This window comes from Shouchella lonarensis, assembly GCF_900096965.1.
GTDB classification, from domain to species: Bacteria; Bacillota; Bacilli; order Bacillales; family Bacillaceae_D; genus Shouchella; species Shouchella lonarensis.
In genome coordinates this window covers 1-16,185 of sequence record NZ_FMYM01000014.1, presented here as the reverse complement: position 1 = coordinate 16,185, position 16,185 = coordinate 1, and the positions used below count along the sequence as shown (strand labels likewise).

17 protein-coding genes, 1 rRNA gene and 1 other RNA gene are annotated in these 16,185 nt (G+C 43.2%); 18 read left to right on the top strand and 1 reads right to left on the bottom strand.

Features of this window, described 5'->3' with window-relative positions:
- Positions 1–20: 20 nt before the first annotated feature.
- Positions 21–878: a 4-(cytidine 5'-diphospho)-2-C-methyl-D-erythritol kinase gene (gene ispE / locus BLT29_RS12480; RefSeq protein ID WP_090776653.1), complete on the bottom strand. Its 858-nt coding sequence runs from the start codon at positions 876–878 to the stop codon at positions 21–23.
- A gap of 215 nt (positions 879–1,093) precedes the next feature.
- Between ispE and purR the strand changes: the two genes are divergently transcribed.
- The 18 genes from purR to BLT29_RS12390 form a co-directional block, all read left to right on the top strand.
- Positions 1,094–1,951 (top strand): pur operon repressor, encoded by an 858-nt coding sequence (purR, locus tag BLT29_RS12475; protein WP_090776652.1) that lies wholly within the window; start codon positions 1,094–1,096, stop codon positions 1,949–1,951.
- Positions 1,929–2,300, top strand: a complete 372-nt coding sequence (locus BLT29_RS12470) for a RidA family protein (protein ID WP_090776651.1) — start codon at positions 1,929–1,931, stop codon at positions 2,298–2,300. Before purR ends, BLT29_RS12470 begins: the two co-directional genes overlap by 23 nt.
- 136 nt (positions 2,301–2,436) lie before the next feature.
- Positions 2,437–2,733 (top strand): septation regulator SpoVG, encoded by a 297-nt coding sequence (spoVG, locus tag BLT29_RS12465; protein WP_090776650.1) that lies wholly within the window; start codon positions 2,437–2,439, stop codon positions 2,731–2,733.
- A 231-nt stretch (positions 2,734–2,964) separates the two neighbouring features.
- Positions 2,965–4,329, top strand: coding sequence for a bifunctional UDP-N-acetylglucosamine diphosphorylase/glucosamine-1-phosphate N-acetyltransferase GlmU (gene glmU, locus BLT29_RS12460; RefSeq protein WP_090776649.1), 1,365 nt, complete (start codon positions 2,965–2,967; stop codon positions 4,327–4,329).
- Between the two features lie 24 nt (positions 4,330–4,353).
- A complete protein-coding gene (locus BLT29_RS12455) occupies positions 4,354–5,304 on the top strand; it encodes a ribose-phosphate diphosphokinase (RefSeq protein WP_090776648.1) in 951 nt (316 codons plus the stop codon).
- A 240-nt stretch (positions 5,305–5,544) separates the two neighbouring features.
- The gene (locus BLT29_RS12450; RefSeq protein ID WP_090776647.1) at positions 5,545–6,162 is read left to right on the top strand and encodes a 50S ribosomal protein L25/general stress protein Ctc; all 618 of its coding nucleotides are present in this window, start codon (positions 5,545–5,547) and stop codon (positions 6,160–6,162) included.
- A 112-nt stretch (positions 6,163–6,274) separates the two neighbouring features.
- Entirely contained in the window at positions 6,275–6,832 is a 558-nt protein-coding gene (gene pth / locus BLT29_RS12445) for an aminoacyl-tRNA hydrolase (RefSeq protein WP_090776646.1), read from the top strand.
- Positions 6,833–6,891: 59 nt separating this feature from the next.
- Positions 6,892–7,116 carry an anti-sigma-F factor Fin gene (locus BLT29_RS12440; protein ID WP_090776645.1) on the top strand — a complete coding sequence of 75 codons (225 nt, stop codon included), beginning with the start codon at positions 6,892–6,894 and terminating at the stop codon, positions 7,114–7,116.
- Positions 7,117–7,240: 124 nt separating this feature from the next.
- A complete protein-coding gene (mfd, locus tag BLT29_RS12435) occupies positions 7,241–10,786 on the top strand; it encodes a transcription-repair coupling factor (RefSeq protein WP_090776644.1) in 3,546 nt (1,181 codons plus the stop codon).
- A 148-nt stretch (positions 10,787–10,934) separates the two neighbouring features.
- Complete coding sequence (spoVT, locus tag BLT29_RS12430; protein WP_090776643.1) at positions 10,935–11,474, top strand: stage V sporulation protein T; 540 nt, start codon at positions 10,935–10,937, stop codon at positions 11,472–11,474.
- A gap of 141 nt (positions 11,475–11,615) precedes the next feature.
- Positions 11,616–12,080: a tRNA adenosine(34) deaminase TadA gene (gene tadA, locus BLT29_RS12425; protein WP_090776642.1), complete on the top strand. Its 465-nt coding sequence runs from the start codon at positions 11,616–11,618 to the stop codon at positions 12,078–12,080.
- A 112-nt stretch (positions 12,081–12,192) separates the two neighbouring features.
- Positions 12,193–12,459, top strand: an RNA gene (gene ffs / locus BLT29_RS12420) — signal recognition particle sRNA large type.
- A gap of 157 nt (positions 12,460–12,616) precedes the next feature.
- Positions 12,617–14,311 (top strand): DNA polymerase III subunit gamma/tau, encoded by a 1,695-nt coding sequence (dnaX, locus tag BLT29_RS12415; protein ID WP_090776641.1) that lies wholly within the window; start codon positions 12,617–12,619, stop codon positions 14,309–14,311.
- Between the two features lie 19 nt (positions 14,312–14,330).
- A complete protein-coding gene (locus BLT29_RS12410; protein WP_090776640.1) occupies positions 14,331–14,642 on the top strand; it encodes a YbaB/EbfC family nucleoid-associated protein in 312 nt (103 codons plus the stop codon).
- A 12-nt stretch (positions 14,643–14,654) separates the two neighbouring features.
- Positions 14,655–15,254 (top strand): recombination mediator RecR, encoded by a 600-nt coding sequence (gene recR / locus BLT29_RS12405; protein WP_090776639.1) that lies wholly within the window; start codon positions 14,655–14,657, stop codon positions 15,252–15,254.
- Positions 15,254–15,487 carry a YaaL family protein gene (locus BLT29_RS12400; protein WP_090776638.1) on the top strand — a complete coding sequence of 78 codons (234 nt, stop codon included), beginning with the start codon at positions 15,254–15,256 and terminating at the stop codon, positions 15,485–15,487. The genes recR and BLT29_RS12400 overlap by 1 nt, the downstream gene beginning before the upstream one ends.
- 107 nt (positions 15,488–15,594) lie before the next feature.
- The gene (locus BLT29_RS12395) at positions 15,595–15,861 is read left to right on the top strand and encodes a pro-sigmaK processing inhibitor BofA family protein (protein WP_090776637.1); all 267 of its coding nucleotides are present in this window, start codon (positions 15,595–15,597) and stop codon (positions 15,859–15,861) included.
- Positions 15,862–16,109: 248 nt separating this feature from the next.
- A 16S ribosomal RNA gene (locus tag BLT29_RS12390) occupies positions 16,110–16,185 on the top strand; the annotation flags it as partial.

Sequence of the window (16,185 nt, the reverse complement as noted above, 5' to 3'; positions counted from 1 at the left end):
TCAGGGTTTTCTTTTGAGGATCAACGATCACCGATTAAACGTACTGCATGAACATCTTTGCAAAATCCCCGCAAGCTATTGTAGAGACGTTTGGCACGTGACTTCTTGTGTACCAATGCAAAGACAGTAGGGCCACTTCCGCTCATTAGCACACCATCTGCGCCAAACTTTTGTATTTGCTCTTTAATGTGTGCCACCTCTGGGTAGCGCTCTAAAGTGACTTCCTCGAGGCTGTTATGAAGTAAATGACAGATTGCCACACCATCTTTCCGTTTTAGTGCATCAATCATGGCCGTTGTCTGAGCGTGACGTAGTGCGGACACATCTAGGCGATTGTACACTTCGGCGGTTGAAACCGAAAGCGCGGGTTTTGCTAAAACGACCCACATAGGAGGGGGGGACGGCAATTGCTCAATATGCTCACCGCGCCCTGTCGCAAGGGCAGTTCCTCCGTATACACAAAATGGTACATCAGAACCAATTTCTGCACCGAGCACCGCAAGCTCATCAATCGTTAAACCAAGTGCCCAAATTTTATTTAGTCCTTTTAATGTGGCTGCTGCATCGCTACTGCCTCCAGCTAACCCAGCTGAGATCGGTATTTGCTTTGTAATATGGATATGCACCCCAGCTGAGATACGATAACGTCTTTTTAACAATGCCGCTGCTTGATAAACGAGATTCCGCTTGTCTGTGGGAACGGCGCCTCCAGATACTTCGATAGAAATACGCGCATCTGACCGCAATGTGAGATCAATCCGATCTGCTAAATCGACCATTGTCATGACCATTTCGACTTCATGATAGCCGTCAGTACGTTTTCTTAGGACATCGAGCGATAAATTAATTTTTGCGGGTGCTTTGATCGAACATTTCACGTTGTCACCTTCTGTATAATATGCTGTCGTTATTTTATCATTTGTGTGGCAAACATACCACCCTTTCCGCTAGGCATCCTTTAATCCTTCAAATACAACTTATTTTTTTGTTCTTTTACGCATTTTTTACGGATTCGTTCAAATGGCTTCTTGCCTTAATCCGTATAAAGATGATATATTGTACGTAAATATTCGTGTTTAGTGACGGAGGATATATGAAGAAATTAAAAAGAAGTGAGCGTCTTGTTCATATGACGTATGACTTATTACAGCACCCACATGAAGTGCGCTCACTGACACAATTTGCAAATCGTTATGGTGCAGCGAAGTCATCAATTAGTGAAGACTTAGTGATGATGAAAGACATGCTAGAAGCTGACGGTCGTGGGACGTTACAAACGATGGCAGGTGCCAGTGGTGGGGTAAAATTTTTACCGAAGATGAGCATTTCCGAGGCCAACACTTTAATTGACAAACTTGTTGCTACATTACATGATCCCGATCGTATTTTACCAGGCGGGTATTTGTATATGATGGACTTACTGGGTCATCCGCGACTTATGCATGAGGTGGGACGTTTGTTTGCTGCGTTGCTTGCGCATACGCAGGTAGACGCGGTGATGACGGTAGCGACAAAAGGGATTCCTCTTGCCTATGCACTTGGTCATCAATTAAATGCCCCTGTCTGCATTGTTCGTCGTGATCATCGATTGACAGAAGGGGCGACGGTGAGTGTCAACTATGCTTCTGGTTCTTCCAATCGTGTGCAGACAATGACACTAGCGCGTCGTAGTTTGACGCCAGGGTCGAAAGTGTTTATTGTGGATGATTTTATGAAAGCGGGTGGCACGATTCGTGGTATGATGGACTTACTTGCTGAATTCCACGCCGAAGTCATTGGAACGGGTGTACTCGTCGAAACAGCCGATGTAAAGGAAAAATTAATTGACGGTTACGTGTCATTAACGAAATTGGCCCGAGTTGATGTGAAAGACCGGCATATACAAGTGGAGGCCGGCAATATTTTAATGAAAATGAGGGAGCATACAGATGAAAAAGATTCATACAAATGAAGCACCACAAGCAATTGGACCATACTCGCAAGGAATTGTAGTTGGCAATATGTTTTATAGCTCAGGTCAAATCCCTTTGACAGCGACAGGAGCATTGGTAGCTGGTTCAGTGGAAGAGCAAACACGTCAAGTTTTTGCAAATTTACAGGCCGTTTTGCAAGCGGCAGGTTCTTCCTTTGACAACGTCGTCAAAGCAACGGTGTTTATTAAAAATATGGATGATTTTCCACGCATTAATGAGGTGTATGGAGAATATTTTAGGGACCATCAACCTGCGCGCTCTTGTGTGGAAGTGGCACGTTTACCAAAAGATGTTTTAATTGAAATTGAAGTGATGGCGCTAGTGTAAATTTTTCCACCTTCTATGTATATAGGAGGTTTTTTAGTCCGGAAAAATTTTTCTGTGTAATGTGCATTTTCACAGAGGGAATCCCTCGTTTATCGCGAATTGAGTATACAGGAAGACGATAAGGAGAGTGAACAACATGGAAATTACAGATGTCAGGTTGCGTCGGGTTCAAACAGAAGGTAGGATGCGGGCCATTGCCTCAATTACAATTGATCATGAGTTTGTCGTCCATGACATCCGTGTAATTGATGGCAACAACGGCTTGTTCGTAGCGATGCCAAGTAAACGCACCCCGGATGGGGAATTTAGAGACATTGCGCACCCTATTTCTTCTCACACGCGTGAAAAGATTCAAGTAGCCGTTATGAATGAGTACGACCGTGTAGGCGCATACATGAGGGCTGAAAGTTATGAAGAAGCGGGTGCGTCATAACTCAAAGTTAAAATCAAATATTTTAGAAATGGAGAGCTAAGAGGTATAGAGCTAACCTGAAACTGAGGTTAGCTTTTTTTGATAGCGCATTCATTTCTACAAAAGAACTTTCTTTATGAGACACAGCAAACGCCCAGTAATGAATTTCTTTTTGCTTGCTTGTCAATCCCTTGAAATCACGCGTTTTTTAGAGTATAGTTTGAATGACAATGAAATGCCAGGAGGGACAAAATGAGCGGTAGATTTGCAATAATTTTGGCAGCAGGACAAGGAACACGAATGAAATCAAAGCTATATAAGGTGCTACACCACGTTTGTGGCAAACCTATGGTGTCTCACGTGGTCGACCAAGTGCAAGAAGTGGGTTTTGATGAGACTGCAGTCATTGTTGGACATGGTGCGGCACAAGTAAAAGAGACGCTGTCACAAAATGTTCATTTTGTTTTGCAAAATGAACAGCTCGGTACCGGTCATGCTGTTCGTTGTGCAGAGTCACTATTTGTCGGGCGTAAAGGAACGACGGTTGTATTGTGTGGTGATACGCCTTTATTACAAGCGGATACAATTCGCAAGCTCATCCAAACACATGAGGCGCGTGAAGCAAAAGCGACGGTGTTAACAGCCATTGCTGATGATGCAACAGGTTACGGACGCATTATACGTGGAACGGCCGGTGATGTGGAACGAATTGTTGAGCATAAAGATGCAAATGAATCCGAACGGGCAACAAAAGAAATTAATACCGGCACATATTGTTTTGATAATGAAGTGCTTTTTGAAGCGTTAACGCGTGTGACAAACGAAAATGTACAAGGTGAGTATTATTTACCAGATGTGATCGGAATTTTACAGCAGCAAGGAGAAAAAATTGCTGCTTATCGCACGGATCACTTTGCGGATACATTAGGTGTCAATGACCGCGTGGCGTTATCAGAAGCTGAGGCGCTCATGCGTGCACGCATTAACGCCCGGTGGATGAGAGAAGGCGTAACACTCATCGATCCAACAACAACGTACATTTCTGTTGATGCAAATATTGGAAGAGACACAACCATTGCACCAGGATGCGTCATAAAAGGAACAACGGTCATTGGAGAAGGTTGTCGGATCGAGTCGGGGACTGAGATAGAAGAGGCTCATGTAGGAGACAATGTGTGTATTCGCCAATCAGTGGTTACAAAAAGTCAAATTGCATCAGGGGTGACGATTGGACCATTTGCCCATATTCGTCCAGGTTCTGTTATAGGTTGTGATGCAAAGGTTGGTAATTTTGTTGAATTGAAAAAAACGACACTTGCGGAACGTAGTAAAGTATCCCATTTAAGTTACATTGGTGATGCGAATGTGGGGGAAGATGTGAATATTGGCTGTGGCGTTGTGACAGTTAATTATGACGGAGAGAATAAATGGGAAACAATCATACGCGCAGGTGCTTTTGTTGGTTCAGGAACAAATTTAATTGCACCTGTGGAAATAGGGAAAGAAGCATTTGTTGCCGCTGGTTCAACCATTACGGAAACAGTTCCCGATCATGCGCTTGCGATTGGTCGAGCACGACAAGTCAACAAAGAAAATTATGTGAAAAAAGACAGATAATTTTACTGGAGGTTCTTTGAACAAATGGCAAATTATAGCGATCCTAGCTTAAAGGTATTTACGCTTAATTCTAATAAAGCATTGGCAGCGGAAATTGCTCAAAATATCGGTATCTCACTTGGGAAAAACTCAGTGATGCGTTTTAGTGATGGAGAAGTGCAGATTAATATTGAAGAGAGTATTCGAGGCTGTGATGTATATTTAATTCAATCGACATCTGCACCAGCAAACGAACATTTGATGGAATTGCTTATTATGATTGACGCATTAAAGCGTGCATCGGCGCGGACAATTAATGTGGTGATGCCTTATTATGGTTATGCGCGTCAAGACCGTAAAGCCCGGGCACGGGAACCGATCACAGCGAAATTGGTTGCGAATTTATTAGAGAAAGCGGGCGCGACGCGTTTGCTTACACTGGACTTGCATGCGACGCAAATCCAAGGTTTTTTTGATATTCCAGTAGATCAATTAATGGGTGTGCCAATTTTATCCACGTACTTTGAAAGCAAAGGGTTAGAGGACATTGTTGTTGTTTCGCCTGATCACGGAGGGGTCGTGCGGGCGCGCAAGATGGCAGATCGCTTAAAAGCACCTATTGCCATTATTGACAAGCGACGACCAGAACCAAATGTTGCAGAAGTGATGAACATTGTGGGTCACATTGAAGGGAAAACGGCAATTATTATAGATGATATTATCGATACGGCAGGAACAATTACACTTGCGGCGAATGCATTAATAGAGCAAGGTGCAAAAGAAGTCTATGCTTGCTGTACACATCCTGTTCTTTCGGGACCAGCAATTGAGCGCATCCGTCACTCGAAGATTAAGGAATTGGTCGTAACGAATACGATTGCCTTAAAAGACGGGCAGCAAGGAGCAAACATCACTCAATTGTCGGTTGCACCATTAATGGCGGAAGCGATCATTCGTGTGCATGAGGACGCTTCAGTTTCAACGTTATTTAATTAAAGGAGGAGATAAGCCTTAGAGAGGACTTCTATATAGACTTTATTTTGTTCTGACAAAGGTGTTTGACGTCAAGAGACACATCAAGCTTTGGATAGCCAAAGAAAGAGCCGAGCCAAAACTCTTATTACAAAGAGAAAAGAAGTACATCATAGATAGCGTTGGCGTCAAGTAATCGTTATTTGACAGGAAATGGTGTCAATGTGTATTAAACTTTATTTAAGAAAGGCAAGGTGAAAAGTGATGACAACACTTCATGCTCGAATGCGTCAAGACTTGCGTGGACAAAAGGCAAAACATGTACGGAAAGAGGGGCTTGTTCCGGGTGTTGTGTACGGAAAAAAAATCGAGAGTCAGAATGTCGCTGTTGATCATACCGACTTGAAGAAGTTATTGCGTGAAATTGGGCAGAATGGATTGTTGAAGTTGGATGTTGAAAATGATCAAAGTTATCAAGTGATGATTCAGGCTGTGCAAAAAGACCCACTTAAAAACGACTATCTTCACATTGATTTTTTTGAAGTAGACATGTTAAATGAGATTCAAGCTCAAGTTCCTGTCCATATAGAAGGAGACTCACCTGGTGTGTCACAGGGAGGTTTGCTTAACCATCAGTTACATGAACTGACAGTGCGCTGTTTACCGGCCGATATTCCAGCAAGTATTACGGTTGATATCTCTCAGTTGCAAATTGGTGATGTGCTGCATGTTGCGCATGTTCGCCCAAATGTTGCTGTTCACATTATCAATGAAGACGAAGATACAGTTGTGGCAGTGCAACCTCCGGCGGTTGAGACAGCTGAGCCTAAAGAGACAGAGGAAGGCGATCAAGAGGCGGAGGCAAGTGCAGATGCATCATAAAACTGTCATGAGGAGTTAAACACGGTCAATCTACGCTCTTGGCGTGTTCGTTCGTAGCCTCCTGCTTCTGCAGGAGGCTGCTCCTTATATGTTGAGAAAGGAAGTATTTAAGATGAAAGTTGTTATAGGTTTAGGTAATCCCGGAAAAAAGTATGACCAGACACGGCATAATATTGGTTTTGCGGCGCTTGATGCATGTGCAAAAGAATTTGCAATGACAATTGATCAGCGTAAACATCAAGGTGTTTATGGGGAGTACCGTTTCAATGGAGAACGTATATACTTCTTAAAACCATTGACTTATATGAATCTTTCAGGTGAATCGGTGCGCCCTTTCCTTGATTTTTATAACATACAGCTTGAAGATATCGTAGTTATTTATGATGATTTAGATTTACCTGTAGGTACAATGCGCTTACGCCAGCAAGGCAGCGCCGGTGGGCATAATGGCATCAAATCATTGATTGCCCATCTAGGGACAGAGAAATTTAAAAGAATAAGATTAGGTGTAGGACGTCCTGAGCAAGGGGAGTCGGTAGCTAATTATGTATTGAGCTGTTTTCGGAAAGGCGAAACGGCACAAGTGACAGATGTTTTGCAGAAAACCGTAGCTGCGGTGAATATGTGGTTAGAGAAACCTTTTTTAGATGTGATGAACAAGTTTAACTAGGATAATTGATATCGCTGCTGGCAATACTGATAGAAAACGCGTAGAAGGTGGCATGCGATATGATCCACTACCATTGTCGTCACTGTAACCACTTGTTAGGAAGTGTGGCAAATGATACGTCCTTATCTGCGCTTGGGTTTAGCAATTTAACAATTGCCGAGCAACAGGCACTATTGACGTACATACAAAATGGTGATATACAAGTAAAAACGATATGTGAACATTGCCATGCAGCACTTGAACAACAACCTGAACTTTATATGCTCCCCAACTTTATTCAGTGAAGTGCTTCTGTCGTTTGTAGGCATATGCTGGTTAGATATTGAGTAGCAATAAAAAGACAGGGTTTTAGATGGAGTGAGGATAAAGGGCTCCACTAGATGAGAAGGAATCAGGGGGAAAAGAACGATGTTAGGATTGCAACAATATGTGGGGATGACGCCTGCGCTAAAAGCGGTTACGGACGGCATTGAACGTGATCTGAATGACCACTTACTATCGGGATTGAGTGGTTCAGCACGTACGATCGCAATTGCAACGGCATATCGAGAAACGAAAAAAAGTCAGCTGGTGGTCACACATAATTTATATCATGCACAGAAACTGTACAATGACTTAGCCGCTTTACTTGGAGAGTCCCGTGTTTACCTCTATCCAGTAAATGAACTCATTTCAATGGAGATTGCGGTAGCGAGTCCAGAAATGAAGGCGCAGCGGATTGAGTTAATGAACGCACTCGGGCAACAATTCTCGGGTGTCATTGTTGTGCCTCTAGCAGGTATTCGTCGATTATTACCACCAAAATCACTTTGGCAACAAAGTCAATTGCAATTAAAAGTGGGTGATGATATTGGCGAGTGGGAAGCGTTTATTGGTCGTCTGGTGACACTTGGCTACCGCCGTGTGGACATGATCTCAGCTCCGGGTGACATGAGTGTAAGGGGCGGCATTTTAGATGTGTATCCGCTTACGGAAGAGTACCCGATTCGGATCGAATTATTTGATACAGAAATTGACTCATTACGTTATTTTTCTTTAGAAACACAACGCTCTGAAGAGATGATTCAAGAGATTACGATCGGACCATCTGAAGAGGTGTTGTTGACAGATCAGCATTACAGCTATGCGGCAAATAAATTGGATGAGCAACTTGCTTTTACATTAAAGAAGATAGCGAACGAGCAAACGCGCAAAAATTTACAGGAGCGGATTCCGTTTGAGATTAGTCAATTAAAACAACGAACAACTTTTGAAGGTATGTATAAATACATGTCATTTTATTACGAACAGCCACAATCGTTGTTATCGTACATACCTGAACGGACTGTTGTGTGGTTAAATGAGCCAAGCCGTGTAAAGGAAATGGCAGATCAATTGCAAAAAGAAGAGCTTGAATGGCATATGGCAATGCTTGCACAAGGTGATATTGTGCATGATGCTCAGATGTCGCTTGACGCCTTAGCAAAATTGCAAGCGTGGCACGGTCCGATGATTTATTTATCATTATTTCAGAAGCATCATTCATCGAGCCACTTAGATAAAGTAACAAATGTCTCGTGTAAAACGATGCAAAATTTCCATGGGCAAATGGATTTGCTTGTGTCCGAAGTAAAGCGATGGTTAAGTCATCAATACACGGTTGTCTTTGTGGCTGGTACAGTTGAGCGAGCGAAAAGATTGTCATTGCAATTAGCTGACGAACAGATCACGGCCCATGTTGTTGAATCAAAAACCCCGCTCTCACCTGGCTCAGCGCAAATTTATGTGGGTCATTTAAATGCTGGTTTTGAGTTAACGGATCAACGTCTCGTTGTTGTGACAGAGGAAGAGGTTTTTGCTAAGCAAGCGAGACAGCCGAAGCGTCGACAAAAACTGTCTAATGCGGAGAGAATTAAAAGTTATTCTGAGTTGGCCGTGGGTGACTTGGTTGTCCATGTGAATCACGGGGTGGGGAAGTACTTAGGTGTCGAGACGCTCGAGATTAACGGTGTTCATAAAGACTATTTACATTTGCGTTATGCTGGTAATGATAAGTTATACGTACCAGTTGAACAAATTGATCAAGTACAGAAGTTCGTTGGCTCGGAAGACAAAGATCCGAAGATGCATGCACTTGGTGGGAGTGATTGGAAAAAAGTAAAAAGGAAAGTTAAAGCATCTGTTGAAGACATTGCGGACGATTTAATCAAGTTATATGCCGAGCGACAAGTGAGTGTTGGATATAAATTCTCAGAAGACGGTCCAGAGCAACGAGAATTTGAGGCATCTTTTGCCTACCAAGAGACGGAAGACCAGCTACGTGCAATTACCGAAATTAAAGGTGATATGGAAAAGCCACAACCGATGGATCGCTTGTTATGTGGAGATGTTGGCTATGGGAAAACAGAAGTCGCAATTCGTGCTGCTTTTAAGGCCATTATGGACGGAAAACAAGTGGCGCTGCTCGTTCCGACAACCATTTTGGCACAGCAACATTTCGAGACCATCACAGAGCGTTTTTCTGATTATCCCATTCAAGTCGGTGTGTTAAGTCGTTTTCGCTCAAAAAAAGAGCAGACGCACACATTGAAGGGGTTAAAAGCGGGCTCTGTTGATATTGTCATTGGCACACACCGTTTATTGTCAAAAGATGTGTTGTTTCACGACTTAGGGTTGCTTATTGTAGATGAAGAGCAACGCTTCGGGGTAACGCATAAAGAAAAGATTAAACAATTACGTGTCGGGATTGATGTGCTTACATTGACAGCAACGCCTATTCCGCGAACATTGCATATGTCTATGCTTGGGGTACGTGACTTATCGGTCATTGAAACCGCACCGGAAAATCGTTTTCCAGTCCAAACGTATGTCGTTGAGTTTAACCCTGCGCTTGTGCGTGAAGCGATTGAGCGGGAGTTAACACGTGGTGGTCAAGTATATGTGCTTTATAACCGTGTGGAAGATATCGAACGGATGACGGAAAAAATTGCAACGCTTGTGCCAGATGCTCGTGTCTCTTATGCGCATGGACAAATGAATGAACGTGAGTTAGAATCAATTATTTTGAATTTTATTGAAGGCGAAGGGGATGTGCTCGTTACGACAACGATCATTGAAACGGGTGTCGACATCCCTAACGTTAACACATTGATTGTTTGTCATGCTGACCGAATGGGTTTGTCGCAATTGTATCAAATTCGTGGGCGTGTGGGGCGCTCCAATCGGGTAGCGTATTCTTATTTTACGTATGAGGCGAATAAAGTATTGTCTGAGGTGGCTGAGAAGCGTTTGCAAGCGATTAAAGAGTTTACAGAGCTTGGGTCTGGATTTAAAATTGCGATGCGTGATTTAACAATTCGTGGAGCAGGCAATTTACTTGGTGCACAGCAACACGGTTTTATTCATTCTGTAGGCTTTGATTTGTATTCACAAATGTTAAAAGAGGCCATTGAAGATCGAAAGGGAGAGAAACCGAAAGTACCACCTGCACAAACAGAGATTGTTCTTAGCATCGATGCGTATATTCCTGAACAGTATATTCCTGATGCAAAGCAGAAAATTGAGATGTATAAACGTTTTAAAGGTGCAGAAACGATTGAGGAACTAGACGATTTACGTGACGAAATGTTAGATCGTTTTGGGGAATATCCAAAGCAAGTGGATTACTTGTTGTCAATGACGAAAATAAAGCTGTTGGCTGACGTTGAAGGGGTAGAAAAAATTACTGCTACGAGTGAAGTCGTGACTGTGCTGCTGTCAGAAGGCGCGACAAACAACATGGACGGGGCAAAACTTTTTGAAGCCGCACGTCATATTGGGCGCGAAGTGACAATCGGCACAACGGGCGCGCAAGTGAAATTTGTGATTAAAATAAAAACATTATCAGACGAACAGTTGCTACAATATTTATTGCAGCTGTTGCAATCATTGCCAACAGCACGTAAGGAAAAAGCACCGTCTCCTACATCTACGTAAAGGGTATTGAGATCATTTGCGCGTAGCACTACAATCTTGTAGGAAAGAATGAAATTCGTGTTCTGGTGAATAGTTCAAAGAAAAGGAAGAATACTACAGGGGACATGATTTTCTGAAAATCCATTTCAAGAAAGTGAGGCGCGCGATATTGAAAGCAACAGGCATTGTACGACGTATTGATGATCTCGGTCGTGTTGTAATTCCTAAAGAGATCCGTCGCACATTACGTATAAGAGAGGGAGACCCGCTGGAAATTTTTGTGGATCGAGATGGGGAAGTGATCTTGAAAAAGTACTCTCCCATCTCTGAGTTGAGCGATTTTGCGAAGGAATATGCAGAAGCGTTGTATGACAGTTTGAATCAAAATATCTTGATCTCCGACCGCGATACATATATTGCTGTATCGGGTGCTTCCAAAAAAGAATATGCAGGTAAAGCAATTGGTGATATTGTTGAGAAGGCGATGACGAGTCGAAAAGTCCACTTGGAATCGGAGGCGGGCGAACACAATATTGTTGGAGAGTATCAAGGTGACTATAGAGGTTTTGTTGTTGCACCAATTATTGCCGGTGGGGATCCGATTGGTACTGTTGTCATCTTTACTCAAGATAAGCCTTTAAATGGACAACTAGAGCAAAAGATGGCTGAAACGGCAGCGAGCTTTTTAGCGCGTCAAATGGAACAATAGATATTTCTATGGAGGGAAACGTTGTCGGTGGCTGAAAATTGAACCGTAATTTTTCCTTTCTTGTAACTTACGATAAAGCTCTGTGTCACTCACATAGAGCTTCTTTCGTATTTGAGTGCTTGGGGAGAGGGAGCGAGATAGATGGAGACCAATCATGAACATTGGATGGAGCTCGCGCTTAAACAGGCGACATATGCGGAGCATCTAGGGGAGGTGCCAATTGGCGCAGTCATTGTGAAAGACGGAAAAATGATTGCTGCGGGGCATAACTTGCGAGAAACAGCACAAGCTGCGTTGGCACATGCTGAAGTGATCGCAATTGATCGCGCTTGCCAGACATTGAATTCTTGGCGTTTAGAGCAATGTACGCTTTATGTGACACTAGAACCATGTCCAATGTGTGCGGGGGCGATTGTGCAAGCACGGATACCCACGGTTGTATATGGCGCCAGTGATCCAAAGGCTGGTTGTGCAGGCACCATCATAAACTTATTGGATGAACCCCGTTTTAATCATCGGAGTACAGTCATATCTGGTGTGTTAGAGGAGTTATGTCGTGCACGACTCACAAATTTTTTTAAAGCGTTGCGATTGAAAAAGCGTTAATTTGCACATGACTTGCAGGGAAATACAGATTTTTTTCTTGCGCTTTTTCTTTGTGTGGCGTATACTAGAAAATGCACTAGTGAGGTGCATATAAAAATGGTTATACACTTTGTCGTGCTAGGTGGGAAGGTAGCGGTGTCCTGTAACTCGCAATCCGCTATAGCGAGGCTGAATCCCTTCTTGAGGTTTCAGTACTGCAAGGTTTGCCCTAAGTAAGTGGTGATGACATTTGGGTTCTGCGCAACGGAAACCCATGAACCCTGTCAGGTCCGGAAGGAAGCAGCAGTAAGTGGATCCTTTCGTGTGCCGCAGAGGTGCCTGGATTGAGCAAACTGCTTAGGTAGCACTTGTGGTTCTTTAATCAAAGGAAGGTGCACGGCATTTATAATATATGAGACGAGATGAAAGTCATATGTATGACGTCGCAAATATGTAAACAAGGGCAACTACGGGAAGTGGTTGTTTTTTTGTTTTCAGCGTGCGGAGAAAACGTTATAATATGAAAGAGGTGAAGCTGAAGGGGAGGAGGCGTTTCTATGAGTTATCAGGCGTTATATCGTGTGTGGCGTCCGCAACAACTAGCAGATGTAGTCGGACAAACACATATTACAAAAACGTTGCAAAATGCGCTTATGCAACAAAAAATTGCGCATGCGTATTTATTTTCTGGTCCGAGGGGGACGGGAAAGACGAGTGCAGCAAAAATTATTGCAAAAGCAATCAATTGTGAGCGTGCGCCTGTGACAGAACCGTGTAATGTATGTGCCGCATGTGTGGGGATTACAGAGATGTCTGTTGTAGATGTCATTGAAATTGATGCAGCCTCCAATAACGGTGTAGATGAGATACGGGATATTCGTGATAAGGTGAAGTTCTCACCGACTGCAGTTCCTTACAAAGTGTACATTATTGATGAGGTACATATGCTTTCTACGGGAGCTTTCAACGCGTTATTGAAAACGTTGGAAGAACCGCCAGCTCATGTGATTTTCATCTTGGCCACGACAGAACCGCATAAAATCCCTTTAACGATTTTGTCCCGTTGCCAACGTTTTGACTTCAAACCCATTTCGATGCAGGTGCTTGTGCAACAAATGGAACAGATTTTACAGGCTGACAATTATGAGTACGAGCTAGAAGCGTTGCAATTAATTGCGAGAGCGGCAGATGGAGGCATGCGTGATGCACTTAGTTTACTTGATCAGGCGTTAGCATTTTCGGATGAAAAGGTGCACGCATCTGATGTCCTGACGATGACGGGAGCGGTATCGCGGCAGGCACTTAACACATTGATGCATGCAGTTGCTAAAGAAGATGCAGTGTTTGCGTTAAATACAATTGATGAAGAGTTAAAAAAAGGAAAAGATCCGAGGCGTTTATTAGAAGATATGATCTTCTATTTACGTGATATGTTGTTGTATAGCGCAGCTCCAGAGGCTACGCATTTGTTTGAACGAGCAAGTTTAGATGGGTCATTTAATGAGGTCGCGTCGTTGTTTAAGGCACCCCAAGTTCATCACATGTTGCAATCATTACATGAGGGGCAGCAAGAAATGAAATGGTCAGTGCACCCACGTACCGTACTAGAGATGTCGATGCTAAAGGTGCTGCAGTCTGCACCCAATGTGGAAAAGGCGACGGACCCTACTGTGATTGATACATTGATGCAAAAGATCGAGAAATTAGAGGCTGACTTAAAAATGTTGCAGTCAAATATGCAGCACGATAGAGAAGTGACAAGGCCAGAAAAGGTTGCCACAACACATGCTCGCATAGCTTCGCCTGCACAAAAGACAACAGGGTCATCATCTCATGTCCCACCCGTTGCGCGCGAATTGTTAACGCAAGCGGAAAAAGGGTTCTTGCAGGAAGTGACAAGCCATTGGGGGGCGTTGATGGAACAGTTGAAGTCTCTTAGCGTTCCTGCACATGCATGGCTCAGTGATGCGAAACCAGTTGCGGCATCAAAAACGAAGGTGCTTTTAGCATTCCAAAATGAGATGCATCGTGATATGATGGATACAAAGTTTCGTGGCGAGCTAAAGCAAGTAATGCAGGGAGTGTTCGCTCACCAAGGAGACTTCGTGACACTATTGAACCAACAATGGTTGCTTATCAAACGTGATTATGTACGCGAGAAACGGAATGAGCAACCGAAGAGCGAAGGTGCCTTGGTTGATGAGGCTGTCAAACTTGTCGGAGAAGATCTGATAGAAATAATCGATTCATAAAAAGAAGGGGTGCATTGACATGAAAAATATGGGTGGCATGATGAAGCAAATGCAAAAAATGCAAAAACAAATGATGGAAGCGCAAGAGGAGCTCAAAAGTAAGACAGTTGAAGCAACAGCGGGTGGTGGTATGGTGACGGTTACTGCTGCAGGTGACAAACGGATTGTTGATGTAAAAATTGCTGAGGATGTTGTTGATCCCGACGATGTAGATATGCTACAAGATTTAATTGTTGCTGCAACGAATGAAGCGTTAAAACAAGTGGATGAACTTATCGAACGTGACATGGGTAAGTTTACGAAGGGATTAAATTTACCAGGCATGTTTTAGGGGGGATGCGGTGTGCAGTACCCACAACCAATCGCAAAATTGATTGAGGGATTTACGTATTTACCTGGGATAGGTCCAAAGACAGCAACTCGTTTAGCTTTTCATATATTAGACATGAAAGAAGATGACGTGCTGTCTTTTGCAAAAGCACTTGTGCATGCAAAAAGAGACTTAACATATTGCACACGTTGCCACCATATTACAGACACAGATCCATGTTATGTATGTGAGGATATGAAGCGTGACCAAACGACGATTTGTGTCGTGCAGGAAGTGCGCGATTTGATTGCCATGGAAAAAATGCGTGAATACACAGGGTTATATCATGTATTGCACGGGGCGATATCACCGATGGATGGTATTGGTCCAGAAGATATTAAAGTAGTTGAGTTGATTAAGAGACTCCAAGAAGATGACAATAAACAAGAAGTCATTATTGCGACGAATCCGACCATTGAAGGGGAAGCAACAGCGATGTATATATCGCGACTCCTCAAGCCAACCGGAATCAAAGTGACTCGTTTGGCACACGGGTTGCCTGTCGGGGGTGACTTAGAGTATGCAGACGAAATGACATTATCAAAAGCGATTGAAGGAAGGCGCGAAATATAATGCTACAGTTCAAAAAAAGAGGGCGTTTACGTAAGGAGGAGGATGAACGTCTTCTTGAGCATATGGATATGCTAAAACAAATGTTAGACTATAAAAGAGGCATCCTTGCGCATAGCGTTGTAATACCAGAAGAGGTTTGTATGCAGAAGAAGCGTGACGAGGCACTTTACTCGATGTTATTGCGGGAAGCGCGTACGAGACACCAGCGTGTAGAAGGAAGCCCTGATTGTTGATGATAGCAAATAAGGGCTTCCTTTTATATTGAATGGGGCTGTAGATGTTCTAAAGAAAGTGAGCTTGCATACAGTAGGAGTAAGACAGGCTGTATGGAGGATGACATATGGAGTCATGGATGATTGTTCTTATAATGGGTTGCGTGATTGTACTTTTTCTACTCGTTGGTGCCCCAATGAAGCCAATGCGTTTCATCGGACGTGTGTTGATTCGTGTCATTGTTGCAATGCTATGCTTATTTCTTGTGAATTCACTTACAGGACTAACAGGCTTTTTCTTACCAATTAATATCATGACAAGTTTGACGGTTGCTTTCTTAGGATTACCAGGTTTATTGTTGTTGGTGGCAGTGCAGCAGTTCATTCTTCCGTAGTTACATACAGAGTAACGTTTTTAAGGAGTATTTCATTGGCTTCTGCCAAAGGTAGGACTGAGAAGATAAATTTTTTCTTAAAAAACACTTGACGGTACTACAGGGAAATGGTATATTAATTAAGTCGCCAACAAACAGCGACACAAGCTCATTGAAAACTAAACAATAGCCAAGCGTAAAGAGAGATCAATAGATCTCAACACATGTAAGAACCACAAGGAAACTTGTGAATGAGCAAATCAAACACTTTAATGGAGAGTTTGATCCTGGCTCAGGACGAACGCTGGCGGCGTGCCTAATACATGCAAGTCGAGCGCACAGAAG